Source organism: Leptolyngbya sp. AN10 (assembly GCF_050565645.1).
Lineage (GTDB): Bacteria > Cyanobacteriota > Cyanobacteriia > Leptolyngbyales > Leptolyngbyaceae > Leptolyngbya.
The window spans coordinates 162,727-185,680 of sequence record NZ_JBNXVP010000004.1; the positions used below are offsets into that span (position 1 = coordinate 162,727).

A 22,954-nucleotide genomic window follows, 5' to 3' on the forward strand; every position below is an offset into this window, starting at 1 on the left:
GTCATCGCATGATTGATCAGCTATGAAACCTTATTTGCAATGCCCGAATTGTGGAGCAGATGATATCGTCAAAAACGGCACCACTCGTCGAGGCAAGCAAAACTACAAGTGCCGCGACTGCGGACGACAGTTCGTGGAAGACCCACAATGGAAGCGGATTCCACCCGATAGCAAAGCCACAATTGACCGGTTGTTACTGGAGCGGATCTCGCTTGCAGGCATTGCACGAGCGATGCAGGTGTCTGAGGATTGGTTGCAGCACTACGTCAACGCTCACGATGCCACCATGCCGCAGCAGGTTCAGGTGCAAGCCAAAGCAAAAGGAAGATTAACTGTGCAGATGGACGAATTGTGGTCGTTTGTCGATGACAAGGGCAATGAGCAGTGGGTGTGGCTCGCCCTAGATTGCGACACTCGCGAAATTGTTGGGTGCTACATTGGCAACCGTTCTGGAGACTCGGCATCCGCGCTTTGGGAGTCGTTACCAGGAGTATATCGACAATGTGCCGTGTTCTACACAGATCAGTATGCTGCTTATTCAGGTGCTTTGCCCAAAACTCGACATCAAGCAGTCGGCAAGGAAACAGGATTGACAAGCTACATTGAGCGCTTCAACAACACCTTACGCCAGCGGGTGTCGCGACTTGTTAGAAAAACGCTGTCGTTCTCGAAGAAGTTGGACAATCACATTGGCGCAATTTGGAACTTCATCCATGACTACAATCAAAGCCTTCGCACTGCACTATCCAGTTGCTGAAGTAGATGTTTTTCTACATCCTTTACAGAATAGTACTACCAGCGTCGCGATGCTAGATAGTTTCAAAACGGCTTGATTTTCACTGAACTGCAAACTCGGCTTGGATTAGTACTTGACATCGATCGTCGATATACTCCGGAAACCGCAGTTGAGATTGAGTTCTACTATGAAGGCTTTATCCTCGACTACTATCGAATCACCACCGGATTTGGAAGAAACTGATGAAACGGGTATTGCAAGTAAATTCATCATCTTGGGTCTTTGCTGGCGAACGCTGGTATGGGATCTTCCGCGAATTGCCGTCTTGAGCAACTTCAATCCGTTCGATCAGATTCTCTATCAACGCAGCAATCGAGCGGTGTACGTGGGCGAGTTGCTCTTTTGCAAGTTTCTCGCTTATTGCGGCGACGATCGCTTCAATCGCTAACACAAACGTTTAGCTTCCGCTATCTCGGTCGGTGGTGCGCTGCATCTCTTCATCCAAGCGAATTAATTCACATGAGCGAACACTTCGTGGAGCGGAGCGATCGCAGATGCGTCATTCCCTGTTATGTTGATTTTTGTCTGGATGAATTGATTTTGCTCAAGCGAGGCAGTGTTTGTGGCTATCAAATTCTGTCTCCTGCGGAATCGAAAGCGTTGCCTACGGCTAGGCGAAGCCACCGAGCGCGAAATGGAACTCTAGAGTAGAGAGGGAGTATGAACGCCAAAATACAACATTCACTCATCGTCTTGCATAAAGGGTTGGGCTATACAGCAGTCTTTCTGTGTGTGGCATTGGGAATTGTTGCCATTTATGGCGGTGGTGTACGGTATGGATGTGCGTTTTTCGGGTTAGCGATCGCGGTTTGTCCGATGGATCGGCTACCCGTTTGGAGTAGAGTGGCGATTGGAGCGATTTGCACTTGGATATTGAGCTTCGACTAATGAGCAAGTTAAAGGAGTTTCACGATCGCTACAAAGCTGGAGATGGAGCAAAAGTGACCGAAGAGCTTCACGCGCTGACGATCGATGAATTGATCGCAGAACTCAAAGAGATTGGAATTTCGCATTCGCGCAGTCATGGCAGACCAAAAGCGATCGCAAAAGCGGCTCAATATATCGTCAATTGCTCCAAACCATAATCCAGTGATCACAGGAAGGCTGAATATAGGTTTTAGAATCAACTACTGGAATCCGCGTTACGCTAGAGCAATTGCTAGACCCAGAAGCGGTGCAGTGGGGGCAAAGCACCAGGGTCGATTGCTCAACGGAACTATGAAGCGGCAATTAGGAGCCGCTATCGGTGAGACTGCTCACGGAACTTCAGGTAGTTCCGCTAAAATAAACGAACGCTTTTAGCCAAGCCTGTCCGGTTCCTCCGAATCGTTGCATTAAGCGCTAATTGAATATTGGTGATGTCTGTGTTTTTTGTCTAATTTGCCGCCTGCGCTTTTCACCAAGAGCGATCAGGCGGTTTTTTATTGTTGCTTCTCGTTTTTTTGTACAAAAACGCCTTGAAATTGTAACTACAAAAATATATACTAATTTATAGACAAAAACACAGCATTGGAGTTGAGACATGGCAATCCTGCTGAGCGAGGAATTGAAAGAAACAATTTATGTCACATTCCTAACAGTACCGCTCCCCACAGCGGTCATTACGGTCGATGCACAGGATCTGGTTGATCCAGAATTTCATCAATCTTGGGAAAGCAAAGGTGGCAAGTCGAAATATTCCCTAGAGATTAGTGAAAGGATTACGCAGATGATTGAGGTGTTTCGTAATCGGCGAACTGAAATTCTGCAATCCTTACTGTTTGATGGAGCGAAATATTTAGTTTTTCAGTCGCAGCTTGAGCAGTTTTTGCTTCAGTGCGATCAGCTCAAGCACGATTTAGCCGATGAGATTGACTGTATTTTGGACGACTACGACGAGATTCGCGATGACTTTGCAACTCGATTGTGGGAAGAGATTTGCACGGCGAGAAAGAAGCATCTGCGCGAAGAAGGAACGGATGTCGAAGCGAAGGCGAATGAACTCGTTGAGTTCTATATGAGCCGAAAGTTCCCCACTGAAGAGAAGATCAAGAAAAAGTGCCGCGTCGTTGTGGAGCCGCCGCGATTGTTCAAGCAAGCAACGCCGCCAGGGTTGAGCAGAGAAGCCCAAGCTGCCTACGAAGCGACGCAGCGTGACAACGTAAAACGCATTCGTGACTTGTTAGCCGAAAACTATGCGGATCTTGAAAGTCGCGCTGCGATCGGGTTTATCGAGGCGTTTCAGCAACTTTCTGCGGTCGGGGCATTAACGGTGCGTTTTCTCGATGAAGAGCTTGCGTTCGCGATCGCTCACCCAAACGGACTTGAACTGCCAGATTCGGAGGAAGACGACTGCGACTTGCAAGGATTAACCTTAGAAGACGACTGTGAAGATCACGCAGATCGCACCGATCCCCAACCACCCGCAAACGTGACACAGATTAGAATCACTGCACATGCTGAAAACCTGAAGGATAAACGATATGGCGTGAATTCTTATCAGCTTCTAGCGCGAGAGTCAGACACCTTGATCACAAATTTAACGGCATCGCTACCAGAGCTTTCTGAAGTTTTAGAGCGCGAGGATTTAGAAGAAATTCACACGATGATCAACAATCTTCAAGTGTTCAAGAAGATGGCAGAGCAGTGGATTGATGACTACAACACAGCAAAAGCCGGAAAGAAAGCCCGCAGTCGCCGTAAAGTGGTTGAGTCAATGACCGTTGAAGTAGACGAAGCACCTCAAACGAGCGCAGAAGACGTAATCGAAATTACGATCGACAATCAATTGCCCGACTGGGTAGAACTCGCCGTTGAGCCGTCTCAGCCCAACCCTGAAAGGGAAGAAATGATTGAATTAACGCTCGATTCAAACAATCTACTGATTTAGTAATTCGATGCACCAGTCCGTTTGTGAACTGGTGCTTTGACTAAGCAATAAGAAATTCGTACAAACTATTCTCGCTTATCTTGATTTTGTAATTACATTTGTGTATACTTATAGGAAGACAAAAGACATATTGGGAAGTGATCATGGCAACGAGTACCAGTACAAGAAAAGTCTCACTGACCAAGACCGACGCTGAGTTAAGAACGAAAGTGGTAAATTATGCTCGATGTGTTGATCGTATCGTTATTGGCAGGACGAACGAGATCACAATACTGATGGTCGCACTACTAACGCGATCAAACATACTGATGCTGGGTCCCGCCGGGGAAGGCAAATCGATGTTAGCGTCCACACTCATTAACAACATTACAGGGGTTAAAACGTTCTTCAAGGCGCTGTCGCCTGGAACCGACGAAGATGAAGTTTTCGGTACACTGATCTACGCTGAGATGCAGGCAGGCAGAGTCCGCCGCAATCTTGAATCCACCCTTGCAGATTGTCATTTGGCGTTTATCGATGAAATTTATAAAGGCAGCGACGATCTCCACAAGTCGTTGTTCACTGTCCTCAACGAGCGCGTTTACGTAAATGGAACTGAAAAGGTTGAAATTCCACTGATTTCGATGATCGCTGCCTCAAATGAAATTCACAACAACATTCAAGGATTTAACTCGCGCTTTCCGTTAAAGCTGCAATGCGATCGACTGACCGCTCCACAGCGTAAAGAAATGATGCAACGACGAAATAAGCGCATTGTCCTAACGATGCCAGAGGAGTACAAGATTGACCTTGAAACGGTTCAATTGGCACAAGCTGCCATTCGCCAAATGGAACTGCCTGAAGAATTGATCGATTTGATGGTGAGTTTGGGTGAGATTCTAGCGCTCAACGTTGATGTCGATTCGCGCAGTCTAGATCAGTATATGGATTTTGTGAAAGCCTATACATGGCTTGACTATGCCACCGTTCCAGAGATTCGTCATCTCAAGGTTGGCGCTTACGCTCTCTGGCAGCATCCCGAACAGCGGCGGTGTGTTAAAGAAGCGATCGGGACGCTAACTCATTCGTGAAGCTAAAGAGGATTGAAAATTTTGTACAAAAATATCTTCGATCCTCTTTTATGTGTATTTACATTTGTATATACTAATAACAAGACAAAAAACGGAGTTTTGTAATGCCTGATTCATCCAGCGATGCGCCACTGAACGTTACGCCAGTCTTGTACCCAGTGACGAGAATTGATCAAGCTTTTTTCAGCACAATTTTGAGCGATCGTGAGTTTCGCGAAGCAGCAGCAGAACTAATTCGTTATGACCAGTACGTTGCGTTTGAGCGTTTAGAGCGCGATCGGGAACTAATTCAGCGTTTAACCGGAATCGAGTTACCTGAAGTTCTTGCGGAGTACAGATACATCTCTGGACGTGCAACGAACGATCCAAGCGTAGTTGCGAACTACAACGCTTACATCACAGCCGCTTCAATGCTTGTGAAAATGATTGCGTGGGATGCCATCTACGTTCTTTTAAGAATCGATACTGTTCCCGCAACGCTTCCAAATAGCAACTTACAGAAGGACTACTACGATCACTATTGGACTTCAGTGCGTGGCTGTGTGGAAGTCTCGATCAAAAATGCACTGTCGTACCTGGTAGAAATTCATCCAGAGTTCAAAGACGAGAACGGTCTGAACACGCGCAGCGAAGTGATTGAGTTTATTCGTCTATTGCTCAAGCTGACGATTCACGAAATGCTACGGTCGCTTTGCTGGAATAACTGGAGCTATTTTGATCGAACGCCACGTCAATATCAACAGTCGATCGTTGGGATTGTAGATCTAGAGTTTGGCTTAATTCAGCGTAATCCTGAATCGCTCAGCGATGCGAAGGATGCTGAAGCTGTGATCAGTGCGCGGGTTGAGCGATTGTTTACGCTGCTTGGCGTAGCGCAAATCCGCAACATCGAAGCTTTTACTCAAAGATTGATCAAACTGTCGATCGGTGCGAAAGTTGCAACGTTTGGTGTGCATAAAAACACAATCAAAGGTGTAGGTGCGGCGAAACCTGGCGTTGTCGTTTATGGTTCAAGTCTAGCTAAAATGACGCGCCGTGAGCAGATGCACGGGGGATCGCCAGTCGGAGAGCAGATCATTAAGCAGAAAATGCAGAATCGCAGCTTGCGCCAAAAGTATCGCGAAAGCGAATCAATTGCGACTGGAGGCGATGTAATTGTGCTGTGTGATGCCACTGGCTCTACATTGCCGGACGGATGCTACGGGCTTTGTAATCTGCTAGAGGCAATCAACATTGCGTTGATTGATGCGGCAATTAAAAGCGATCGCAAGATCACGATCTATTGGTACAACGAAGGTACGACAAAAGTTGAAACATTTACTCCTTCGGAGTCGCAAGCGTCAATTCAAGCGAAGAAGATTGCTGTTTATCAACGATCGCAAGCCCGACAGAACGATGAAGTTACAACGTTTACCGAGGTGTTTCACGAAGTTTCTCGACAAGCTGGAAAGAAAGTTTCCATCATCTTCATGTCAGACGGTGGAATGCTAACAATGGGTAGAGAAACGGAGACTGAAGCCGCAAAGCTAAAAGCTTTAATGGCGCTTCATACTAACATCGAGGTGCTTCCGGTCTTAATTGCTCCCAGCATGGATCGTGCTTTTAGAACCGTCTTTGAGAACCATCCAGTTCTACACATCCAAGATGCTAACGGTTTTGGGGCAGATGACCTGAAGAAAATGATTGACTTTGTAAAAGCAAGTGAAGATCCGACATAGCAGGAGGGAGTTTAGAAAGAACCACGTTACTATCGTGGTTCTTTTTCTCAATCTATGTGTAGAGCGTTGACCATCATACAACGCCTCGATCAACGGCGATCACGCACCGCAACTGGATCAAATAGGAATTATCACAATGGGAGAAGCAATGGATAGAGAAGAACGCGACACAAAGAATAGGCGATAGAGCTAGCAGCCTAGAAATTAGTATTGACATTAGTGTATACATTTAAGATTATAAGGAAGGTACAAATAGGAGCGCTTCAGATGAACTGCACTGAGATTGAACAACAAAACCAGCCAACAATTATGGCTGAGATTAACGAGGAAGACTTGTCACTGACACTGACTCAAGCAAGCCAGTTGATTCGATTTGAAGCATTCGATCGTGCAGTAGAAGCATTCTCAGAGATGTGCGGCGATGACGACAAGCCACGCTTACAGAAAACTGAAGTTGACGGCATCCGCTTAAGCTTCTCTGAGTCGTTTGAGAACTGGACTTCAGAAACCACGCTAGCAATCAGTGATGGAAACGGAGCCGAAATCATTGCGGAAATGCAACCAGGGCATTTTCTGTTTGGTTGGCTTCAGGGGAACAGAACTCTCATGTGGCAGGAGTACGATTCAATATGGGAGAGTGGATTATGAAGACCGAGGCTCCAGCCAATCCTTTAAAGAAGGAACTTCATCAGCTTCTAGATAGAGTTCGTGAAACCGTTGATTCTCACGGAATCTCAATCGAAGAAGACGAAGTGATCGTGCTTGTAAGTCAATTAATTTGCCGATTACGGCACGATCGGCAACTGTCACAAATCTTGCAGGAATTGCTTGATAATTTGCGATTTAGCAGAGGGTAGGAGGAAGAATGGCATCAAACGTTGTGCAAATGCAGATCTGCAATGCAGTGAGTTCAGAGCTTCTAACAGAAGAAGAAGAACTTCTTTACTGCCGAAGCATTCAAGCAATGGTCAGCATCAAAGCTGTGCAGACCAACTTGGCAAAAGAGTTTAACCGAGAACCGACAATCTCTGAAATCGCAAGCAAGATCAACGCGACGGAAGAGAGCGTGCAGCGAACCATGCAAATGGGAGAACACGCTCGTCAGCGAGTGATTGAATCCAATCTACGCCTTGCTATCTCGATCGCTAAAAAATATCTCTATCGTGGAGTGGCTTTCGAGGATCTGATTCAGGAAGGAAATTTGGGATTAGAGATAGCGGCAGGAAAATTCGATCCAACACGCGGCTATAAGTTTTCAACGTATGCAACGTTCTGGATTAAACAAAGAATCCGCAGAGCGATCGCTGAACAATCTCGCACAGTTCGACTGCCTATACACATCACAGAAAAGCTGAACAAAATTAAGAAAGCTCAGCGTCAGTTGAGCCAAGAGCTAGGACGCAGACCTACAATTGCGGAGGTTGAGGCAAGGCTGGCATGGAAGCCCGGAAAAGTGACCCATGTTTTGTTGTTCACGCAAGCTCCAGCCTCGCTCGATCATTTGGTTGGGAGTAATGGAGACGATAAAGATACAGCGCTTGGCGAGTTGTTGCCCTCATCCTTCGGCGACCCGATTACGACCGAAAGCGATCGAGAAAGACGAATTTTGCTTCAATCTGCAATGGAACGGCTGCTCACGGATCAAGAGTGTGAACTTCTTAATCGAGCATTTGGATTGTCATGCAGGAAGCAGAAGCATGAGGAGATTAGCAGGCATATGAATCTAACCTATAATCAAGTTCGATTGCTCAAAGCGAAAGCACTGCGAAAGCTAAGAGTGAGAGATCCTCGATTAAGAGACCTCTTATGAGCAAAGCGTGAGAAGAAACATTAGCTTGCACCAATTCAGTGAACGAAATAGGATAAAAAATGCCCCAAGTTAATGAAACCACTCTTGATCCAATGATTTTCCGGTGTTTCGGAAAAGCTCTCGTGGATACAGAATTGCAAAAAGTGAGCTATTCTGGGAATGTTGTTTTCGAGAAGGGAAAATATACAATCTTCGGCAAGCGCAATATTCAAGCTTTTGTCGATTCAATGAGCGTCGAGATCGACAAACTAGCAGCAGAATTCACCGATTCTACTTCTCAAGAAGAACATTATGAAGACCGAGCGATTTTGAACGCAATTCTAAATAACGTTCCATACTAATTGCAGGAAAATACGATCGCACTGGCAGCCACTAGCACTGTCGAAAGAAGATCGATTCTTGTTCTCTAAATAAGTCGTCTAATCGAATGCGAACTGTGATCAATCAACAAAAAATCCTTCTGTCTGAAATAACAGCAGATTACTACTGGCTTAATCCACCGATCGGTTCCCCGTGGAATGTGAGAGATGTACACATAGATAGTAAAACTGGGAAAGTAACTATCTACGGCTCATGTGCAGAAAGCTTGGGTGGAGATTGGAATCAAACTCTTGGACCAGATGAAGCCGCATTTGCTGTTCTCAAGAAAAACGTCAAGTGTCCTGAAGTAACAGAACTCTATCTGGGTTTAAGCGAAGTGCTTGACCACTTGAATCAAGTTGCCGACTACATTTGGGTTACTGATGACGACGTTGATATCTCGGATGTTGCAAGTTCTTGTATGGTGAGCGGGATGAATGAATGTCGCTCAGAGCTTCCAAAGAATGATGAGATTATTGGAGCATGGCGCGATCTCACAACCGGAAAAGTCAGCACAATTCAATGGATCGAAGGTGTTGACGAACTTGGCATCGTAACTCTCTAGAACATTAGAAGCGTCCTCACAGGAAAAACCAATGGCAGGCGCAAAACAAGAACGAGCTACAGTCATTTTACTTAAGGCAACAGCTGCGCTCGGATCAGGTTGGGGGAGAACTCAAGCGAAACCGATACGCGATGGGCTTCAATTTGCAGATAGCTATACTGGCAAACATGACGAGCATATCGACTGGAACGGATTTGATCCTGCTGCTTTAGTAGGACAGAGCGTGACTGTGACGATTACGGCAATGAATTACAAAGTGGAGAACTTGTAATGCTGAATCGAAAATATCTCATCGCCTCGATCTCGATCGGAATTGTTGGAAGTTTGGGAAACGGTCTACCCGCTTCAGCGCAAGAAATATCGCTCATGGTCATTCATGCCGCTGTCATTAGTATGATTGGATTCATCGCAGGCACAATCTTTCGGATATCAATCAATTCAAACGACTTCGATGAGTGAACAACCTCACTAACTAGGGTTAGGCATCATCCCAGGCTTAAGAACTGTACCATGACTAAATTTTCAATTTATTGCAACAACCTGCACAAAGCTGCATTGCAACATTATCAGGGAAGCGTTGGCGATGCGATCGACTTCTTGCTAGAAGTCTCGTATGCAACCGATATCGATCCCTTAATTCGACATTCACATCAGTGCATTGTTCAGAAACTTGGAGAAGATCACTACTATCGGAGAAATTGCACTGGAACTGATCGCTTTAATGAATTTCTCAAAGAACTCGAAAACTTAACTACATCTGATTTTGATCCTGAAGAATGCTCTCTAGGTGAAATTAATTGGATTCTTGGAAAAAACAACCAGAAAGATTACGACGATCGCTACGCAAAATTGATTAGAAATCTCTGAATGAATCAGCAGATGCAAACTAAAGGCATTCTATGGGCAGTGCCTCAACTCCCTTTCTGCTGTGCCCCACTCTATCGGAACCAACCAGAAACGCTGCACATTACATTGAAGTATGACGTTGAAATCGACGAAGTACAGCATTGGATTGGAGTTGAGTTTGAGGCGATCGCAATTGCTGAGTGTTTCGATCACTGGAATCACGCGATCGCGGTTGCGCTGCCCGTGAACATTCCTTGCCAGAATGAGCATCCTCATCTCACTATCAGTTGGGAGATGGGATCATCGGCGCAAGCCTCAAACGAGATGTTGGCGCAACCGCATAGACGACAGGTGATCGGGAAAGTGATTCAGTGCCGGATTGAGTTTGAATTTTTCAAGGAGCAATAGCAATGACAAGTGACGCTCCCGCACCAACTTTTTCAAGTTTGGTGCAGACTTCTCAGGCAGTCCGAAGACGGCGAGGAATTTCCTTCGCGGTCGTGTGAGTGATAGATCCTCTCCTCTTCGGAGCCTGCGATCGCGCTGATGTCGATCACAGGCTTTGCCATACTCGCGTTGATGCTAGTATTATTCATCAGTTCACTTTGGATCGAGCGGCAAAACTAGCTCAGATCCAAAGTGAACTGATGTAATTTTGGTGAACGCCGTGTTTGCTGGGCTTTTGGTAGCCGACTCCAAGCATTCGGCGAAATCCATAGCACTTCTTCAGCTTCGCCAGAAAGTTTTTGAGCTTTCTGCCGCACAATCATCCAGCCGTCGAGCATATCGTTATACAATTGCGAATCGTAACCGCTCACAATCAGCATTGAATTACTTTTGACGATCGCGGCTAATAACCGCTGATGTTCATCGCTCTGCATTAACTCGTGAGCGTACTGCCGTCTCGGTTGTGATTGCACCTGATTTTTTACTCGATTGTCCTTGGATTTGCGGACCTCTTTTCGATATGGAGGGTCAACGTACATCAATGTGTCTGGATCGCTGCTTGATACGATAACGTCGATCGCATCGAGTTGCGTAATGCTGACGTTTTGCAGTCGCAGCGATTCACCACGCAACCCATTGAGGTTGAGTTTGCGTGGGTTTTTTCGCTTTCCTGTAGCCCATCGTGTCCCACCACCGTAAAAACTGCGGCAGCAATACAGATAAAACTCTGAGGCTGAATTATAGGGAGAAGCAGGATTGTATTCTGGCAGCATCAGTTTATACGTTAGAGATCTCGCTTCGATCGTCCGAATCAATCGCTCCACATCGTCTCTCAAACAGCGATGGTAATTGATTAGTGGAGCGTAGAGATCATTCAAGGTTTCAGATCGAGATCGTCGTTTTGTATGAAATACCGAAGCGCTGCCGCAAAAAGGTTCGACATAAGCAGAATGATTTGGGAAATAGCTTGTTATCCATCGTGCAAGCTTGATTTTGCAGCCGAAGTAAGGAACTGGCATCGCTTACGCCACCTAAAGTTCTTTCTCAAACTCATGAAGCCTTTGCAATCCATCCTCAGCGCTAGTCAGCCATTTTTCGTACCATAGACACAGCCGTTGTGCGCCGAGCGGAAATGATGCAAACCCGACCGCATTGATGCGATCGACATAAGCCTTTGCGGTTGCGATCTCTTCGATCCCCGCAGTAATCCACTCGTTGATGTAATAGCGCTTTGTTTGATGCGACCACGGCAGCACTCTTAACTTAGTTGCATCAACCGATGCTAAGTGATTAAGGCTAGTTCTAAACATCAATCTGCTCCTGAGTCATCGGAGTTAGCAATCCAGTCATCTACCCACTTCTTTGCCGCAGCTTCGGTTTTAAACCGTCGATCTCGACCATTCTTGGTTTTGATCACTTTATTCTGAAACTCAAGCACAAAGGGGCGATTGAAGGTTGAAGTATCTTTTAGAATTTGCCAGTCCCCGTTTCGGTTGTTAGTCCACATCATTCACTCAACGATTCTGCAAGCTGTTCGGCTTCAGTTAGTTCCTGGTATAAAGGGCAGACTGTTGCAAATTCCCATTCCACTTCACCTGCAAAATACTCGTAGGCATCAACCAGCGTTTTTAATTCACGCTCTTGATGCGGACATTTCCACTCATAAAATCGAGGTTCGTTCCAACCATCTCCGTAAGCAGAGGCAGACGCAAGCGCACAGTTTTGGCAGTTTTTACGCGATCGATTCACAGAAAATCGAACCCAAAACCAAAACATGAGAATTTTTACTTGAAGTTCTTTCATGATTTCTCTAATACAGCGCCACTTCGCAAGATTGATCTAAACTTCGACACCTGCGGGAAATTCAGCCCAAGCGTCATGAGGAACGGATAGAGTTTCTTTTACACTGTTTACTCGAACAGAAAGAATAACGCGATGGCTTTGTAGTTCAACATCTTCAACAAGTGCGATTGCGGGTTGATCGTAATGAGTTACTTTGACTGAATCCCCATTTTGTAGTTCTTCGGCGTATTTACCTTGCATAGCTATTCCTATTAATAAGTGAGTGCGATTGTCTACAAAGCTCAAGTTGCGATTCTGCTGTGAGCGAACTCACGATTTCTTATTTGCAGCCGTTCAGTTCCTGCCACAAAAACCATTTTTGCTGACGGTATCCATAGCCTTGACTCGTCCATTGCTTCATCTTCTTATCCGCCACGTCACACTGAATCGAAACCGAAGGCAATCCAGGATACCATAATGAATAAGCGTCGTAGAGCCAAGTTTGCTTAGAGCTAACGGAAGTTCCGGTTCTCTCAAACACCGGGACAACCATCATTGAAATTCGACTGGGATCTACATTCGGATCTGTAGCACTAGGCTGAGGTAAGTCGATGATAGTCATGCGGCTAATTGATTAAGGAAGTTGCTCTACGCAGTTGGGAGCGTTGAGCAGTAAGCCCCTTGAATGCAGACGGAGTGCCAGATCTCCTTGTTACGTCTTTTCTACTTTTGAAAGTCTACGGCATTTCACCATTTTCCCTGCTTCCCGGCATACTCTAAGTCAACGATCCGGTTCAAGCTTTCATATCCTCTCTCGGCTTGAGGGCTTGCACGTCCCTGTAAGGTTCGCAAGTCGTTAGACGCTATCCTTCAACCATTAATATAAGGCTTTATTCATAATGTGTCAATACTTTAATATTGATATTTGTATATACATACCTTATTAAGTTAAGCCATACACGAGCAGTGGGACTTCGGACGCAGCTAGCAGGTATATCGTTATCAAATACTTTCGTTTTGTGGTGGATTTACTTTCGCACGAATCTGCTCGATCGTTTTAATCACCTTGATTGCCTTTAGTAGCAGTTCTCCCGAAGTGCTTTCCATCTTGCTAATGACAGGCTGAGCGAGACACAGAACCTCAAACATCTCAGGTGCAGCAGCGATCAGACGCGCATTTATCTCCGTCTCATCGGGAGATAGTTGCTTGTGATGTTCGCTGAGGTAGGCGATCGTTTGTCCTTCCGCATCTGCGATCCAATCGCTAGCCACTCGCCAGGGAGAGGGACTGTGCTGCGATGGTTCTGGCTCTACGCTAACAATTTCATTAATCACAGCCGTTACAAAATCGTCTACGGTCATGCCTGGGTCGATTAATCGCACCCATTGATAATTCTGCTCTTGTTCAAGGGCATAGCCGTTGTCCCAGATAACTCGATAGCTACGATCGTTGCCGAGAAAAAGAATTTCTTCAGACGTAGCACCGGGGACGATCGGTAAATCAATGCTTTGCGAAGCGGTTTTGAGAGCGATTGTGATCGAATCATGATCTGGCATAACTGATGTCCTTGTGAATGATATTTTTGCTAAATCTCAGGAACGATGCCAAGAAACTCGCGGAGTACGCGATGGCAGGCATCGATCGTCGTGCGCGTGTTCTGCAAAATCGGGCTACCCTTTGCTCCAATTTGAGTGATCCCACGATCGTGCCAGAGCGAATCTTCTCGCTGCCAGTTAATCTTGTTCAGCCAAAACAGACGTTTACCCAAATCCTCAATGGGAACTCCCTCGATCCACAAATCGCGTGCGATCAACCCCAAAGCTTGAATGGTCACGGCTGCAACAGCTAAGTTTTCCTGTCGTTGTCGATCTCGCTCCGCTTTGCTAACAATCCTCCAGGGATTATCAGGCAACGCGATCGCCGCTGCAATCCAGAAAGCCGCTGCCCAGGCGCATTGACCCTCTATGTCTGATGGTGATCGCAAATAGAGATGTTGGGTTGCAGTCACTAACGTTGAAAAGGTCATCAATTTGGGATTGTGCTTGCCCAGACTGTTCTCGATCATCTCGACATTGTTCTGAAATTGCGGAACGCGATCGCACAGCGCTTTCGCAATCAGTACTGCGGGAGAGCGATGATCGAATAGATGATTGAGCGAGGCACTGGGTCGTTGTACTAATAAGTTCTGATCGCGAAAGGCTTGTTGTTCTTGCTCTAGCGAAAGACCCGCATAAATTAAAGCGCCGATTTCTAGCTTGGCAAGTTCAGCCGCCTTGATCGGATCATCTTCAAGGATTTTAAGTGCTTGACAAATTCCAAGGCAGCGATGTTGTCCATCAGTCAAACGAAGGCTGACAGAGAAGTAAGGCAGAACGATGCTGCCGTCTCGGTAGAGGGGAAAAGGTTGAACATTAATACAGATGGGCGGAAAAAAGATACTGCCATCTGCATAGGAATCTAGAATATATTGCGCGATCGCTTTAACTTTCTTTGGATTGAGCTTGCGTTGAGCGAAATCAGGCAGCGCTGGATCGTTTGGCACATACAGGCAATCAACATTGAGAAGCCGAGCAATGTCACCAAACGATAGACTCACAATATAGCTTTGATGCTCATTCAGTTGTCCTCGCCGTACCGGGACAGCTTGAAGAACGAGTTCCATGATTAGATTTCTCCTCTAAAATTCTGACTCAGATTTGTTTTGCTCAACCGCTTCGATGCAGGATCGCAAATCATCTCCTGCCCACCCAGTTGCAAGCTTCAATAAGTCTTTCCCTTTTGAGTGCGGCTTACTGTCTGGAACTCGCTGATTCCAGCGTTGAGCTGCGATCGCTTCAGTCGCTCCGGCTGCGCCAGACGCACCGCAAACACAACAAACTTCTACTCCATAGCCAAATTCATCTGTATCGCATAGGGACTCGAAAAACTCCAAATCGACACCTCCGCAGAAAGGACACGGAAGCAGACTGAATTGATCGATCGCTTGAAATTGCGCCATGTTGTCTCCTCCATCTATGTCTCCAAAATTTCAGCTTCGGACAGATCTAAGTTCTCACCCTGTCATTGCTCGTACAAGTCGTCGGGATTGAAGTGATAAACACCAACATCGACGTAATCTTTCTCTTCTCGGTCTAGTTCAGATTTGAGTGCAGCGATCGCGAACTGTCGGGCACACGCTTCGGGAATCTTAGTGGAGACGTAAACATACTCTCCCTCCCACCAAATATGAGCGTTTCCTTCATGCGCTAATACATAAAGCTCAATTTCATAAGCCTCGCCCTCGATCGCGTCAGAATCAGCGTTAACTAGCTCAGGATGTTGATTTGGAATAGATTCTGACCACTGCTGACTTAGTGCGTGTTGTTCTTGAGCTTGCTTAATTTCCGGTTTCCAGTCTAGATAGTCGAGCGCTGGATCACAACACTGATCGATTAAGGTGACGCAGGCGTAAATAACTCGTCGCCATCCAGAAATGTTTTTGAGGTGATCGCAAACTTCATCAGGCATGGTCGAGCTAGGTTCTTGAGCTTCAGTCTCAAGCCATTCTAGAAAATCAGCAAGCGAATTGATGTCTTGCTCAGTTGGCTTGCCTTGTTTGATTGTGTAGTCCTGCATCGTTACGTCTGAATGATAAAGGTTTCAGAAGAGATCGGTCTTAGTTGAGGAGATTACTGCGGATCTTCAGCAAAAGCATTGAATTAGAATATCGATCGCTGATCAAAGCTATAGTTTTGTTCTGCTTCAGGTAGCGGCTCTAAGTCAGTTTGCCAGCGAGGAAGCGACATCGAAAAGATTTCCGAAGCTTCGACATAGTAAATATTGCCCCATCCTTCATCCCGTTTGAACTGTACTAACCAGCAGTCTCCCAAGTGTTTGTGATAGCGATTTGCCGCATGATCAATAATTCGCGCTACATGGGAGGTTGCATACGGTTGATGCAGATGAAAGACCAGGTGATTTTTCCAATGCTGACGGTTTTTTACGCTTGCTAGTGCTTGCCGTTGTTGCCAGATCTGTTCACGATCGCGCATAAAATTCGCGATTGCCTTCAATCGTTCGAGGCTTAGATGGTTGAGATGAAGAAAGCTATGCCAGCGCTCCTGAACCCGTAAGGATATAGTTGGGTCAGAACGTACAAACGGCTCGAAGAGCAAACAATTAATGTTATCAGCCCACCCGGATAGCGTAGGGACAGCATCACGGGTAGTCTTTTTGGGAATCAACGTCTCTTCGATGTATGGACGTAGCCAAGAATAGGTTGGATTGTGGGGAGACTGCAAATTCATCGTGTTTTAACCTTAGTAGAGCGGATTTTGAACTACGACCCCACCATAGGCTTTTGCAACTGCATCAGCGTCGTCATGATACTCAAACGTCGCGCACTGATTGAACGGAACCCACAACGCTGACATTGTTTGATGATTGATGGAATGAAGATAGTCTCCATGATAATAAAAGTCTGTTTCCATCTGCTTTACAACCTAACGATTAACCATTGCTTTGCTCCTAATTTCTTGTTTTAGTCTGCTTTACTATATTGACATTTGTATACACAAACGTCAATCTAAAAATTAGAAAGAGAAAGGGCTTCGAGCATGGGAAAAATCAAAACTGACTATCTAGAAACGCTCCCTGAGTCAAACGAGCAGCAGTTAAGCTTGTTCAAGGTAGCTCAAGCAACTCTGACAAAAGACCCACAGTTTGAGCAGTTGCTTGCTGAGATAAGAGCAGAAGCGGCGGAATTCATGGCGATCGCTCATGAATTGTTTCCAGGGCATCAACATGAAAGATTAAAAGATTTTCCATTAGAGCAGCATCGTACTATCTGCAAAGAGTATTATCGCAGGTATCCTGAAAAAGTCCTTCCGCCCGTTCATCATGAACCTGAACCTTGCAAAAAAGGTTGGTATAAAGTTTTCACAGTAAGATGGCAAAATCCATATACAGAACCACCGAAAGGACTGCCGCGAGAGCTACTCAGATATGTTTCTGAATCGAGTCATCCGACAGTCAATCAGCAAAAGAAGATCGATGCCATTCTCGTTCGCATTCCAGGCTATTGCTTCGGCGTAACGACGCTAGAGCATGACCACATTGTTGAAGCGCGGAAATGGTCAGAGGAGCGCAAAATCAAGAACCGACTGAGACTGTTGGAACAACGTCTTTGGAAGAAATACACCATTCCCGAACTCTACGAAGAAGCGCTCCAGGCAGCACTGGCGAAGAATCCAGAATACTATGGAATTCAACCGCTCAATCTTCCGCTAAAACTACCTACGGTACGAGGGAGATCGGCGAGCGAGAGCGATTGAATTCTGGGGGATGGTTGCAGCACACCATCCTAACTGGCAGAAAGTGGGTGATGATGGACTGACATTACGACAATCGACGATTAGTTTTCTGGCGCTGACCCTAAATGCGATCGCGATCGTCGGCAATCAGCAGGGCGATCAGAATGAATGGCTAACGAAGCTCGGTCTTATTGACTGGAGCGCGACCAATCCAGAGTGGGACGGATTGATTCGTTTCAGTCAACGAATTGTCAAAAATTCGCACACAACTAAAGCGCTAGCGGAGTACATTGCGACACAAACAGGTGCGCTGTAGATTTTGCTGATAAGCAAGTGCGACAATTATTAATCGGCGGTTGCTCCTGTAAGCGACATCATGCTTACAGGAGCTAGCAAAGAGAAGAGGAAGCAATGAATCAGAAAGATATGGATTTGCAAACGGCATCGATCGTGCGGGAATCGATGCTAACGGTTCTTGCAGGAAGCTGCGGAATTACGAGAGACGAAGCGGAGCATCTTTATTTAAAAGCTTACACCCTGATTCCGTTTGACCATGCTCCTTGCACAACGAATCAAGTTGCACTATTGCTACATACATTTTCCTCGTTTGCAGATTTTGAAGCTTGGCTCATTCCTCGAATTCAAGTTTGCAAGGATGAAGCAGATATCAATCTGATTTGCACAATTGCTTGGGAAGACTGATTGCTTACTCATTTACATCGATGATCAAACAACCCTAAATTACTGTTGGAGGTGAACCCTCTCATGAGATCGGACTCAGAACACTATCGCGACGATGAGCGGCACACTGAAGGCTTCGAGTATCTTCGACTGAATGCGACTCAACCTAATGAGAAGATTTACTTTATTTTGCTGCACCGACAACTGAGCGAGATTGGCTATCACCGATCGCTGAGCATTACAGCAATTCCCTTCTGCATGATCAGTCGAGATCGATTGTATCCAGTGCAATGGCAGCCTAAAACCTGGACAGCAGAAATTAGGTTTGACTTGAATCAGGTTGATTTCAACGAGGCTGGGCGAATCGAAGTGATCGATGATCTTAGAAATCGCGGCTTAGGATCTGCTATGTTTAGCGATTTGATCGAGTGGGCGCAGAACTATGACATTCCATTCACGGTTAAACGTCTTCATCTGTCAGCTAACGATGCGATCGACAACAAAAGCCGAGATTTGAGAAATCATTTCTACCGCAAATTCGGGTTCCAACTTCATTTCACCGATGCAGAAGAACGGGAGGGATCTGCATCGGCAGCAAATGTTTTAGAGCTTCACCAGTATCGAAATTCTCATAAGGTTGAGAAGATGAGTCAATGGCAGTTTCTTCGAGCGTTTTCTGATGTAACCGTTGCAATTTCAGCAGAGGCAGATCTGATAAAACGCGAGAACGATCGGTTGCTGTGGGAGAACAGTGCGCTCCGGCGTGCAAAGCGATGGCTGTATCTAGGGATTGTGGTAGCGATCTCGATTGCAGTCTGGGCAGTGAGCCGCTGCTAGAGGTGCGGCATGACTTAACTTAGGGAACATTTATTAGATTCGTTCCCTAAGTTAAAAAATGAAACAGGGCGAGAGCAGTGCCTTGTAGAGCATTCAGTTTGTAGGCTGAAGCGATCGCCCCTATCAGTCGCCGCGTTAGCTTTTTTGTACAAAATAACGACATCAACTTATCGATGATTGCGGCTTTTGTCATTACTTGTCTTCGTCAACCTCAATACCCGCTGCTCTAAGCTTCAGCTTGAGGATGGCGTTTTCTTCTTTCAGTTGACCAATACTTTTGAAACTCTTAGGGAACGTTGCTGCGTCCACATCGAGAAAATTGACGATCGCTAACTCGACGACCTGATCTGGGTTGAGTCCTGTTTCTGCACCGTAGTCTTCCAGAGCTTCCCGAATGGCAGGAGGTAGAGAATCTAGGATTTTGACTTTATCCGTACTAAGCATGATGGCTTCAGCCTTAATTGAGGATACACGACTGTTATAGCGTGGTTTAATATGCAGAATCATCCGTGTTTCGAGTTCTTCAAGACTCGCAAGCCAATATGGAGAAACGGTCACAACAGCAATGCGAAGATCTTCGGCAGTTGCGCCATCGATGAACGCGCTGACAAGTGCGGTGTGTCCAGTTTTGAAGCGATCGCGCAGATTAAGCGCTTTCCCTAAATAAACCACTGTGTCACGTTGTCGAATGGCGTACAGTCCAGGTTGACGCGGCAGTTCCTTGAAGTCTTTAGTGAGCAGGTAGCAGTTTTCAAACTCAAGACTCGATAGCAGCTTCAGAATCTTCAATGCTTCTTGTTTGACGCGATCGCTCATAAAGCTGACGGATTCGCCTGCGTTTGATCATCGCTTGCAGCCCACCCTTCGGCTCTAGCCGCTGCCTCGATCGCTGATCGCAACCAAGCCGATCGATTCTGCTTCGATCTCACATAACGATCGAGGTCGGAAGGCAAATTGACGCTCACAGGCGCGTGGCTGTGCTTGATTCCGATCCCATCTCCTTGGAAACGATGATCGCGTAGATGCTCGGCGGTCGATTGTTTTGCCATACATTAACTCCTCCTTGCTAATTAGCGCATATATGCGTATCTTATCCTACATCTAAACAAAAGGCTAACGCGATTAGTTATTCTAATTACACTCAGCGCCTAAATCGGTATACTGGCGCATATATGCGCTATAATAGTCTCATAGCGGAAGGAGTAAACTATGAAAGGCGATTTATCGACAGCGTTAGTTCGATTAGAGCAACTCATCGATCGTGGCATAGATTATGCCGAAGCACAATTCACCGTTTTGAGCGAACTGGGTCTAAGTGATGAGCAGCTATTGATTCTACAAGATATGTACGACGCAGCAGAATAAACGGACTTTTAACTTAGGGAACATAATCTTGAACGTTCCCTAAGTTCAGACACTGAGCATAATGAGATCCGAATGGAGATCCGTGTGGAATGAAAATAAAGTTCTATTCTGTCAAAGCTTGAAACCCTTGTTCTCTCGTTCATGGTTTTGGGATAAAGGTCTATACTCAATCAGCCAAAGCCTTGTGAAGTGGGAAAATCAGCTTAGTATAGAACTTTATTTTCAACTTACAATCCGTTTAACCACAGATCGATAAGACATCACGTTTAGCGACTTAGGGAACAAAAGAGCTTATTTGTTCCCTAAGCTTAATCCTCAGAGGGATCTATGCCACGCCAACCTAGTAGCCCAGCAGAAGAACTGATTCAGCAGATCCAAGCATGGGACGATCGCGATCTCGAAGATTTGCAAGCGATGATTCAAGGCTTGCTAGAGGCGCGACGGGAGCCGAACGACGCGGAACCGAATATGCGATTGGACGGAACCGCCGTCGGGAAACGCGGCGGGAAGGGGCACATCGAGCATAAGATGATTCGCGACAGCAAAACCGGAAGGGAATACGGTCCGTATCGCTATCTGCGTTATCGAGGAATTAGTCGAAAAACAGGAAAGCAAGCCTTGCTCAGCGTCTACTTAGGAAAAGTCGCACCTGCTAGCAGCACCTAGCACTTTTGTACAAATTGCTGAGTCTTTATCCGATCGCACATCAGCAATCAAAACACAACTAAAATTAATTAGATTTGTATTTACATGCGTATATACTTACAAAGATAATAGAGAAAGCTTCATAAGAGATTTCCAATCATGCTAGTAGACACAGAAATTGCTCCACGAGTAGTTGGATTGATCGCGCAGTTAAACACAGCCATTGCATCGCTTCATCGGGTTCAAGATCAAGCTTTGATCGAGTATTTAGCGCGTGAACTTGCAGAGATCGCTTGAAAAATAAATAGAGCACCCCATGAGATGTGCGACGGGTGACAATTAGAAGCCTAAAACTATTGATTTCACTGCATTATAGCCCCTGAAGACCTCGCTAAATTTTGCTTTTCTAGTACTAACAGTTTTATTGATTGTTTTGCTTTCTTTTAATTCCTAATTGCATTTTCGTTTTTTATCACTATTTGTTTAAGATTTGATGACCTAAATAAGTTAAAACATGAAAAACATCAGCATAAAACTAATACTTATGCCGTCCAGCTATTTGACTTAAATATTACTGATACTCTCTGTTCACTTCAGTTTATCCCGTTGCCATAAATGATCGCTGACTCAATTTTACTAACCCAGTTAGCAGCACTGTTGCTACTTCTGACATCACAACTTTCCATCGTGCCTGATCTTTCGTTCGTGCGTTTCGCTGGTTGCGTTCCCACCAACTTAATCGATGATGCTCGCGCTGCCGTCGATTTAGCAGTTTCGCTTCATCACCTCGCTGCAACATTGTTCCTGGAATCGCTTCAATTTTAATCTCATGTAATGCTAATTCTTGATGCCAAGCTCGACGCATTCGTGTTGCAGCAATATCGCACCAAAAGATTGGCTGTCCTCGTTTTGACGATTTCTCCCATAACCACCGTGGGACCGACCGTACGATCGCGGAAGTCGTTGGGACTTCCATCGCGGGTAGCCCCGGTTTTTCTTCACTGATCATCTGTTGAATCACAGTCACACGCCGACCGACAATCCCTTTACTTTTCGGTGCTAGACATCGCTTTTTCACCAGGCAACTCTGACAAGTTTTGGCATGAATCCCAAATTGGATGCTTAAGTCACCGTTTGCCTTTGGTCGAGTCACACGGTGCTGCATCGTATTTCCAGCAGGGCTAGAGCATGTCGCCGCGATGCTGAATGGCGTGGTGTACAGCAAACAGCTGCCATTTGCGACCGTGCTGATGGATAGCTGGTATGCGACTCAAAAGCTGATGACGCAGGTCGAGCAACTCGGTAAAGTCTACTACTGCCCATTGAAGACGAATCGCCGCGTCGATGACAGCGAGGCAACACTGCCCTACCAGCGCATTGATGAACTCACTTGGAGTGACGCAGAATTGCAACACGGCAAACTGATCAAAGTGCGCGGGTTCCCCAAAGACAAAAAGGTGAAGCTATTCCGGGTCACGGTTTCTACCAACCGGACGGACTTTGTCGTCACCAACGACTTGTCTCAAGATTCGACAGATGGGGTTCAACAAGTGAGCAGTATCCGATGGAAGATTGAGGAGTTTCACCGCGAACTCAAACAACTGACGGGCATCGAAGCTTGCCAGTGTCGCAAAGCTCGCATTCAACGCAATCACATTGCTTGTGCGCTTTTGGTCTGGTCTCGGTTAAAAACCCTTGCCTATCAGACAAATCGTACTGTTTATCAGATCAAACACGGCATGTTATCCGATTACTTGAAGGCACAGCTCAAAGCTCCCTCGGTTCAGATGGCTTTTGCGTAAGTCCTGTCAATTTGAGACTCGACAAGAAGATTGTCATATCAGTAGTAAGTGATATTCTGATATAAGAAA

General features: G+C 45.9%; 39 protein-coding genes and 1 pseudogene. 25 read left to right on the plus strand and 15 right to left on the minus strand.

Features of this window, described 5'->3' with window-relative positions; translation table 11 throughout:
- The first annotated feature begins 34 nt into the window (after nt 1-34).
- The 17 genes from ACQ4M5_RS07295 to ACQ4M5_RS07375 all read left to right on the plus strand — a co-directional run bounded on the left by ACQ4M5_RS07295 (nt 35) and on the right by ACQ4M5_RS07375 (nt 10,442).
- On the plus strand, nt 35-757 hold the full coding sequence (locus ACQ4M5_RS07295) for an IS1 family transposase (RefSeq protein WP_430675110.1): 723 nt from the start codon (nt 35-37) through the stop codon (nt 755-757).
- Between the two features lie 72 nt (nt 758-829).
- On the plus strand, nt 830-979 hold the full coding sequence (locus ACQ4M5_RS07300) for a hypothetical protein (RefSeq protein WP_430674920.1): 150 nt from the start codon (nt 830-832) through the stop codon (nt 977-979).
- Between the two features lie 57 nt (nt 980-1,036).
- Complete coding sequence (locus ACQ4M5_RS07305) at nt 1,037-1,447, plus strand: hypothetical protein (RefSeq protein ID WP_430674921.1); 411 nt, start codon at nt 1,037-1,039, stop codon at nt 1,445-1,447.
- 9 nt (nt 1,448-1,456) lie between these two features.
- Nucleotides 1,457-1,684: a hypothetical protein gene (locus ACQ4M5_RS07310; protein ID WP_430674922.1), complete on the plus strand. Its 228-nt coding sequence runs from the start codon at nt 1,457-1,459 to the stop codon at nt 1,682-1,684.
- Nucleotides 1,684-1,881 carry a hypothetical protein gene (locus tag ACQ4M5_RS07315; protein WP_430674923.1) on the plus strand — a complete coding sequence of 66 codons (198 nt, stop codon included), beginning with the start codon at nt 1,684-1,686 and terminating at the stop codon, nt 1,879-1,881. Before ACQ4M5_RS07310 ends, ACQ4M5_RS07315 begins: the two co-directional genes overlap by 1 nt.
- Before the next feature lie 437 nt (nt 1,882-2,318).
- On the plus strand, nt 2,319-3,665 hold the full coding sequence (locus ACQ4M5_RS07320; protein WP_430674924.1) for a hypothetical protein: 1,347 nt from the start codon (nt 2,319-2,321) through the stop codon (nt 3,663-3,665).
- 143 nt (nt 3,666-3,808) lie between these two features.
- The gene (locus ACQ4M5_RS07325) at nt 3,809-4,735 is read left to right on the plus strand and encodes an AAA family ATPase (RefSeq protein ID WP_430674925.1); all 927 of its coding nucleotides are present in this window, start codon (nt 3,809-3,811) and stop codon (nt 4,733-4,735) included.
- 104 nt (nt 4,736-4,839) lie between these two features.
- A complete protein-coding gene (locus tag ACQ4M5_RS07330; RefSeq protein WP_430674926.1) occupies nt 4,840-6,453 on the plus strand; it encodes a hypothetical protein in 1,614 nt (537 codons plus the stop codon).
- A 267-nt stretch (nt 6,454-6,720) separates the two neighbouring features.
- Nucleotides 6,721-7,101 carry a hypothetical protein gene (locus tag ACQ4M5_RS07335; protein ID WP_430674927.1) on the plus strand — a complete coding sequence of 127 codons (381 nt, stop codon included), beginning with the start codon at nt 6,721-6,723 and terminating at the stop codon, nt 7,099-7,101.
- Nucleotides 7,098-7,310 (plus strand): hypothetical protein, encoded by a 213-nt coding sequence (locus ACQ4M5_RS07340; RefSeq protein ID WP_430674928.1) that lies wholly within the window; start codon nt 7,098-7,100, stop codon nt 7,308-7,310. Before ACQ4M5_RS07335 ends, ACQ4M5_RS07340 begins: the two co-directional genes overlap by 4 nt.
- An 8-nt stretch (nt 7,311-7,318) precedes the next feature.
- The gene (locus tag ACQ4M5_RS07345; protein WP_430674929.1) at nt 7,319-8,263 is read left to right on the plus strand and encodes a sigma-70 family RNA polymerase sigma factor; all 945 of its coding nucleotides are present in this window, start codon (nt 7,319-7,321) and stop codon (nt 8,261-8,263) included.
- A gap of 59 nt (nt 8,264-8,322) precedes the next feature.
- Nucleotides 8,323-8,604 (plus strand): hypothetical protein, encoded by a 282-nt coding sequence (locus tag ACQ4M5_RS07350; protein ID WP_430674930.1) that lies wholly within the window; start codon nt 8,323-8,325, stop codon nt 8,602-8,604.
- 95 nt (nt 8,605-8,699) lie between these two features.
- Nucleotides 8,700-9,188 (plus strand): hypothetical protein, encoded by a 489-nt coding sequence (locus tag ACQ4M5_RS07355; RefSeq protein ID WP_430674931.1) that lies wholly within the window; start codon nt 8,700-8,702, stop codon nt 9,186-9,188.
- A 31-nt stretch (nt 9,189-9,219) separates the two neighbouring features.
- Nucleotides 9,220-9,459, plus strand: a complete 240-nt coding sequence (locus ACQ4M5_RS07360) for a hypothetical protein (protein ID WP_430674932.1) — start codon at nt 9,220-9,222, stop codon at nt 9,457-9,459.
- On the plus strand, nt 9,459-9,647 hold the full coding sequence (locus tag ACQ4M5_RS07365; RefSeq protein ID WP_430674933.1) for a hypothetical protein: 189 nt from the start codon (nt 9,459-9,461) through the stop codon (nt 9,645-9,647). The genes ACQ4M5_RS07360 and ACQ4M5_RS07365 overlap by 1 nt, the downstream gene beginning before the upstream one ends.
- Before the next feature lie 51 nt (nt 9,648-9,698).
- A complete protein-coding gene (locus ACQ4M5_RS07370) occupies nt 9,699-10,055 on the plus strand; it encodes a hypothetical protein (protein ID WP_430674934.1) in 357 nt (118 codons plus the stop codon).
- Nucleotides 10,056-10,442: a hypothetical protein gene (locus tag ACQ4M5_RS07375; RefSeq protein WP_430674935.1), complete on the plus strand. Its 387-nt coding sequence runs from the start codon at nt 10,056-10,058 to the stop codon at nt 10,440-10,442.
- 215 nt (nt 10,443-10,657) lie between these two features.
- Here ACQ4M5_RS07375 and ACQ4M5_RS07380 read toward each other — a convergent pair whose 3' ends face one another.
- The 12 genes from ACQ4M5_RS07380 to ACQ4M5_RS07435 all read right to left on the minus strand — a co-directional run bounded on the left by ACQ4M5_RS07380 (nt 10,658) and on the right by ACQ4M5_RS07435 (nt 16,733).
- Nucleotides 10,658-11,500, minus strand: coding sequence for a DNA adenine methylase (locus tag ACQ4M5_RS07380; RefSeq protein WP_430674936.1), 843 nt, complete (start codon nt 11,498-11,500; stop codon nt 10,658-10,660).
- A 12-nt stretch (nt 11,501-11,512) separates the two neighbouring features.
- Nucleotides 11,513-11,791, minus strand: a complete 279-nt coding sequence (locus tag ACQ4M5_RS07385; protein WP_430674937.1) for a hypothetical protein — start codon at nt 11,789-11,791, stop codon at nt 11,513-11,515.
- Nucleotides 11,791-11,991: a hypothetical protein gene (locus ACQ4M5_RS07390; RefSeq protein ID WP_430674938.1), complete on the minus strand. Its 201-nt coding sequence runs from the start codon at nt 11,989-11,991 to the stop codon at nt 11,791-11,793. Before ACQ4M5_RS07390 ends, ACQ4M5_RS07385 begins: the two co-directional genes overlap by 1 nt.
- On the minus strand, nt 11,988-12,284 hold the full coding sequence (locus tag ACQ4M5_RS07395; RefSeq protein WP_430674939.1) for a hypothetical protein: 297 nt from the start codon (nt 12,282-12,284) through the stop codon (nt 11,988-11,990). The genes ACQ4M5_RS07390 and ACQ4M5_RS07395 overlap by 4 nt, the downstream gene beginning before the upstream one ends.
- A gap of 36 nt (nt 12,285-12,320) precedes the next feature.
- Nucleotides 12,321-12,524, minus strand: a complete 204-nt coding sequence (locus ACQ4M5_RS07400; protein WP_430674940.1) for a hypothetical protein — start codon at nt 12,522-12,524, stop codon at nt 12,321-12,323.
- A gap of 79 nt (nt 12,525-12,603) precedes the next feature.
- The gene (locus ACQ4M5_RS07405; RefSeq protein WP_430674941.1) at nt 12,604-12,885 is read right to left on the minus strand and encodes a hypothetical protein; all 282 of its coding nucleotides are present in this window, start codon (nt 12,883-12,885) and stop codon (nt 12,604-12,606) included.
- Between the two features lie 380 nt (nt 12,886-13,265).
- On the minus strand, nt 13,266-13,820 hold the full coding sequence (locus ACQ4M5_RS07410; protein WP_430674942.1) for a hypothetical protein: 555 nt from the start codon (nt 13,818-13,820) through the stop codon (nt 13,266-13,268).
- 29 nt (nt 13,821-13,849) lie between these two features.
- Nucleotides 13,850-14,926 carry a DNA sulfur modification protein DndB gene (locus tag ACQ4M5_RS07415; protein ID WP_430674943.1) on the minus strand — a complete coding sequence of 359 codons (1,077 nt, stop codon included), beginning with the start codon at nt 14,924-14,926 and terminating at the stop codon, nt 13,850-13,852.
- A gap of 15 nt (nt 14,927-14,941) precedes the next feature.
- Nucleotides 14,942-15,262 (minus strand): Lar family restriction alleviation protein, encoded by a 321-nt coding sequence (locus ACQ4M5_RS07420; protein ID WP_430674944.1) that lies wholly within the window; start codon nt 15,260-15,262, stop codon nt 14,942-14,944.
- Between the two features lie 62 nt (nt 15,263-15,324).
- Nucleotides 15,325-15,879, minus strand: a complete 555-nt coding sequence (locus ACQ4M5_RS07425) for a hypothetical protein (RefSeq protein WP_430674945.1) — start codon at nt 15,877-15,879, stop codon at nt 15,325-15,327.
- An 83-nt stretch (nt 15,880-15,962) separates the two neighbouring features.
- Entirely contained in the window at nt 15,963-16,550 is a 588-nt protein-coding gene (locus ACQ4M5_RS07430; protein ID WP_430674946.1) for a hypothetical protein, read from the minus strand.
- Nucleotides 16,551-16,562: 12 nt separating this feature from the next.
- Nucleotides 16,563-16,733, minus strand: coding sequence for a hypothetical protein (locus ACQ4M5_RS07435; RefSeq protein ID WP_430674947.1), 171 nt, complete (start codon nt 16,731-16,733; stop codon nt 16,563-16,565).
- 126 nt (nt 16,734-16,859) lie between these two features.
- On the opposite strand from ACQ4M5_RS07435, the gene ACQ4M5_RS07440 reads away from it, so the two are divergent.
- From ACQ4M5_RS07440 to ACQ4M5_RS07455, 4 genes are all read left to right on the plus strand, one after another.
- Nucleotides 16,860-17,576: a hypothetical protein gene (locus ACQ4M5_RS07440; RefSeq protein WP_430674948.1), complete on the plus strand. Its 717-nt coding sequence runs from the start codon at nt 16,860-16,862 to the stop codon at nt 17,574-17,576.
- A gap of 10 nt (nt 17,577-17,586) precedes the next feature.
- Complete coding sequence (locus tag ACQ4M5_RS07445; RefSeq protein ID WP_430674949.1) at nt 17,587-17,871, plus strand: DNA sulfur modification protein DndB; 285 nt, start codon at nt 17,587-17,589, stop codon at nt 17,869-17,871.
- 95 nt (nt 17,872-17,966) lie between these two features.
- Complete coding sequence (locus ACQ4M5_RS07450) at nt 17,967-18,257, plus strand: hypothetical protein (protein WP_430674950.1); 291 nt, start codon at nt 17,967-17,969, stop codon at nt 18,255-18,257.
- Nucleotides 18,258-18,320: 63 nt separating this feature from the next.
- Entirely contained in the window at nt 18,321-19,073 is a 753-nt protein-coding gene (locus tag ACQ4M5_RS07455) for a hypothetical protein (RefSeq protein WP_430674951.1), read from the plus strand.
- 192 nt (nt 19,074-19,265) lie between these two features.
- Here the strand turns inward: ACQ4M5_RS07455 and ACQ4M5_RS07460 are convergent, their stop codons facing one another.
- Both ACQ4M5_RS07460 and ACQ4M5_RS07465 read right to left on the minus strand, forming a co-directional pair.
- The gene (locus tag ACQ4M5_RS07460; RefSeq protein ID WP_430674952.1) at nt 19,266-19,889 is read right to left on the minus strand and encodes a hypothetical protein; all 624 of its coding nucleotides are present in this window, start codon (nt 19,887-19,889) and stop codon (nt 19,266-19,268) included.
- Nucleotides 19,886-20,122, minus strand: a complete 237-nt coding sequence (locus ACQ4M5_RS07465) for a hypothetical protein (protein ID WP_430674953.1) — start codon at nt 20,120-20,122, stop codon at nt 19,886-19,888. Before ACQ4M5_RS07465 ends, ACQ4M5_RS07460 begins: the two co-directional genes overlap by 4 nt.
- 160 nt (nt 20,123-20,282) lie before the next feature.
- On the opposite strand from ACQ4M5_RS07465, the gene ACQ4M5_RS07470 reads away from it, so the two are divergent.
- The 3 genes from ACQ4M5_RS07470 to ACQ4M5_RS07480 all read left to right on the plus strand — a co-directional run bounded on the left by ACQ4M5_RS07470 (nt 20,283) and on the right by ACQ4M5_RS07480 (nt 21,380).
- Nucleotides 20,283-20,438 carry a hypothetical protein gene (locus ACQ4M5_RS07470; RefSeq protein WP_430674954.1) on the plus strand — a complete coding sequence of 52 codons (156 nt, stop codon included), beginning with the start codon at nt 20,283-20,285 and terminating at the stop codon, nt 20,436-20,438.
- Between the two features lie 327 nt (nt 20,439-20,765).
- On the plus strand, nt 20,766-21,104 hold the full coding sequence (locus ACQ4M5_RS07475; RefSeq protein WP_430674955.1) for a hypothetical protein: 339 nt from the start codon (nt 20,766-20,768) through the stop codon (nt 21,102-21,104).
- Nucleotides 21,105-21,242: 138 nt separating this feature from the next.
- Complete coding sequence (locus tag ACQ4M5_RS07480) at nt 21,243-21,380, plus strand: hypothetical protein (protein ID WP_430674956.1); 138 nt, start codon at nt 21,243-21,245, stop codon at nt 21,378-21,380.
- 301 nt (nt 21,381-21,681) lie between these two features.
- Here ACQ4M5_RS07480 and ACQ4M5_RS07485 read toward each other — a convergent pair whose 3' ends face one another.
- Complete coding sequence (locus tag ACQ4M5_RS07485; protein WP_430674957.1) at nt 21,682-22,161, minus strand: hypothetical protein; 480 nt, start codon at nt 22,159-22,161, stop codon at nt 21,682-21,684.
- 103 nt (nt 22,162-22,264) lie between these two features.
- Between ACQ4M5_RS07485 and ACQ4M5_RS07490 the strand changes: the two are divergent.
- Nucleotides 22,265-22,885: pseudogene (locus tag ACQ4M5_RS07490) on the plus strand (transposase); the annotation flags it as partial.
- Nucleotides 22,886-22,954 lie beyond the last annotated feature (69 nt).

Excerpts from the sequence above, each read along its gene's own strand:
- ACQ4M5_RS07305 (WP_430674921.1), top strand. The coding sequence starts at position 1,037 with ATGGGATCTTCCGCGAATTGCCGTCTTGAGCAACTTCAATCCGTTCGA.
- ACQ4M5_RS07310 (WP_430674922.1), top strand. The coding sequence starts at position 1,457 with ATGAACGCCAAAATACAACATTCACTCATCGTCTTGCATAAAGGGTTG.
- ACQ4M5_RS07315 (WP_430674923.1), top strand. The coding sequence starts at position 1,684 with ATGAGCAAGTTAAAGGAGTTTCACGATCGCTACAAAGCTGGAGATGGA.
- ACQ4M5_RS07320 (WP_430674924.1), top strand. The coding sequence starts at position 2,319 with ATGGCAATCCTGCTGAGCGAGGAATTGAAAGAAACAATTTATGTCACA.
- ACQ4M5_RS07325 (WP_430674925.1), top strand. The coding sequence starts at position 3,809 with ATGGCAACGAGTACCAGTACAAGAAAAGTCTCACTGACCAAGACCGAC.
- ACQ4M5_RS07330 (WP_430674926.1), top strand. The coding sequence starts at position 4,840 with ATGCCTGATTCATCCAGCGATGCGCCACTGAACGTTACGCCAGTCTTG.
- ACQ4M5_RS07335 (WP_430674927.1), top strand. The coding sequence starts at position 6,721 with ATGAACTGCACTGAGATTGAACAACAAAACCAGCCAACAATTATGGCT.
- ACQ4M5_RS07340 (WP_430674928.1), top strand. The coding sequence starts at position 7,098 with ATGAAGACCGAGGCTCCAGCCAATCCTTTAAAGAAGGAACTTCATCAG.
- ACQ4M5_RS07345 (WP_430674929.1), top strand. The coding sequence starts at position 7,319 with ATGGCATCAAACGTTGTGCAAATGCAGATCTGCAATGCAGTGAGTTCA.
- ACQ4M5_RS07350 (WP_430674930.1), top strand. The coding sequence starts at position 8,323 with ATGCCCCAAGTTAATGAAACCACTCTTGATCCAATGATTTTCCGGTGT.
- ACQ4M5_RS07360 (WP_430674932.1), top strand. The coding sequence starts at position 9,220 with ATGGCAGGCGCAAAACAAGAACGAGCTACAGTCATTTTACTTAAGGCA.
- ACQ4M5_RS07365 (WP_430674933.1), top strand. The coding sequence starts at position 9,459 with ATGCTGAATCGAAAATATCTCATCGCCTCGATCTCGATCGGAATTGTT.
- ACQ4M5_RS07370 (WP_430674934.1), top strand. The coding sequence starts at position 9,699 with ATGACTAAATTTTCAATTTATTGCAACAACCTGCACAAAGCTGCATTG.
- ACQ4M5_RS07375 (WP_430674935.1), top strand. The coding sequence starts at position 10,056 with ATGAATCAGCAGATGCAAACTAAAGGCATTCTATGGGCAGTGCCTCAA.
- ACQ4M5_RS07380 (WP_430674936.1), bottom strand. The coding sequence starts at position 11,500 with ATGCCAGTTCCTTACTTCGGCTGCAAAATCAAGCTTGCACGATGGATA.
- ACQ4M5_RS07385 (WP_430674937.1), bottom strand. The coding sequence starts at position 11,791 with ATGTTTAGAACTAGCCTTAATCACTTAGCATCGGTTGATGCAACTAAG.
- ACQ4M5_RS07390 (WP_430674938.1), bottom strand. The coding sequence starts at position 11,991 with ATGATGTGGACTAACAACCGAAACGGGGACTGGCAAATTCTAAAAGAT.
- ACQ4M5_RS07395 (WP_430674939.1), bottom strand. The coding sequence starts at position 12,284 with ATGAAAGAACTTCAAGTAAAAATTCTCATGTTTTGGTTTTGGGTTCGA.
- ACQ4M5_RS07400 (WP_430674940.1), bottom strand. The coding sequence starts at position 12,524 with ATGCAAGGTAAATACGCCGAAGAACTACAAAATGGGGATTCAGTCAAA.
- ACQ4M5_RS07405 (WP_430674941.1), bottom strand. The coding sequence starts at position 12,885 with ATGACTATCATCGACTTACCTCAGCCTAGTGCTACAGATCCGAATGTA.
- ACQ4M5_RS07410 (WP_430674942.1), bottom strand. The coding sequence starts at position 13,820 with ATGCCAGATCATGATTCGATCACAATCGCTCTCAAAACCGCTTCGCAA.
- ACQ4M5_RS07415 (WP_430674943.1), bottom strand. The coding sequence starts at position 14,926 with ATGGAACTCGTTCTTCAAGCTGTCCCGGTACGGCGAGGACAACTGAAT.
- ACQ4M5_RS07420 (WP_430674944.1), bottom strand. The coding sequence starts at position 15,262 with ATGGCGCAATTTCAAGCGATCGATCAATTCAGTCTGCTTCCGTGTCCT.
- ACQ4M5_RS07425 (WP_430674945.1), bottom strand. The coding sequence starts at position 15,879 with ATGCAGGACTACACAATCAAACAAGGCAAGCCAACTGAGCAAGACATC.
- ACQ4M5_RS07430 (WP_430674946.1), bottom strand. The coding sequence starts at position 16,550 with ATGAATTTGCAGTCTCCCCACAATCCAACCTATTCTTGGCTACGTCCA.
- ACQ4M5_RS07435 (WP_430674947.1), bottom strand. The coding sequence starts at position 16,733 with ATGGAAACAGACTTTTATTATCATGGAGACTATCTTCATTCCATCAAT.
- ACQ4M5_RS07440 (WP_430674948.1), top strand. The coding sequence starts at position 16,860 with ATGGGAAAAATCAAAACTGACTATCTAGAAACGCTCCCTGAGTCAAAC.
- ACQ4M5_RS07445 (WP_430674949.1), top strand. The coding sequence starts at position 17,587 with ATGGTTGCAGCACACCATCCTAACTGGCAGAAAGTGGGTGATGATGGA.
- ACQ4M5_RS07450 (WP_430674950.1), top strand. The coding sequence starts at position 17,967 with ATGAATCAGAAAGATATGGATTTGCAAACGGCATCGATCGTGCGGGAA.
- ACQ4M5_RS07455 (WP_430674951.1), top strand. The coding sequence starts at position 18,321 with ATGAGATCGGACTCAGAACACTATCGCGACGATGAGCGGCACACTGAA.
- ACQ4M5_RS07460 (WP_430674952.1), bottom strand. The coding sequence starts at position 19,889 with ATGAGCGATCGCGTCAAACAAGAAGCATTGAAGATTCTGAAGCTGCTA.
- ACQ4M5_RS07465 (WP_430674953.1), bottom strand. The coding sequence starts at position 20,122 with ATGGCAAAACAATCGACCGCCGAGCATCTACGCGATCATCGTTTCCAA.
- ACQ4M5_RS07470 (WP_430674954.1), top strand. The coding sequence starts at position 20,283 with ATGAAAGGCGATTTATCGACAGCGTTAGTTCGATTAGAGCAACTCATC.
- ACQ4M5_RS07475 (WP_430674955.1), top strand. The coding sequence starts at position 20,766 with ATGCCACGCCAACCTAGTAGCCCAGCAGAAGAACTGATTCAGCAGATC.
- ACQ4M5_RS07480 (WP_430674956.1), top strand. The coding sequence starts at position 21,243 with ATGCTAGTAGACACAGAAATTGCTCCACGAGTAGTTGGATTGATCGCG.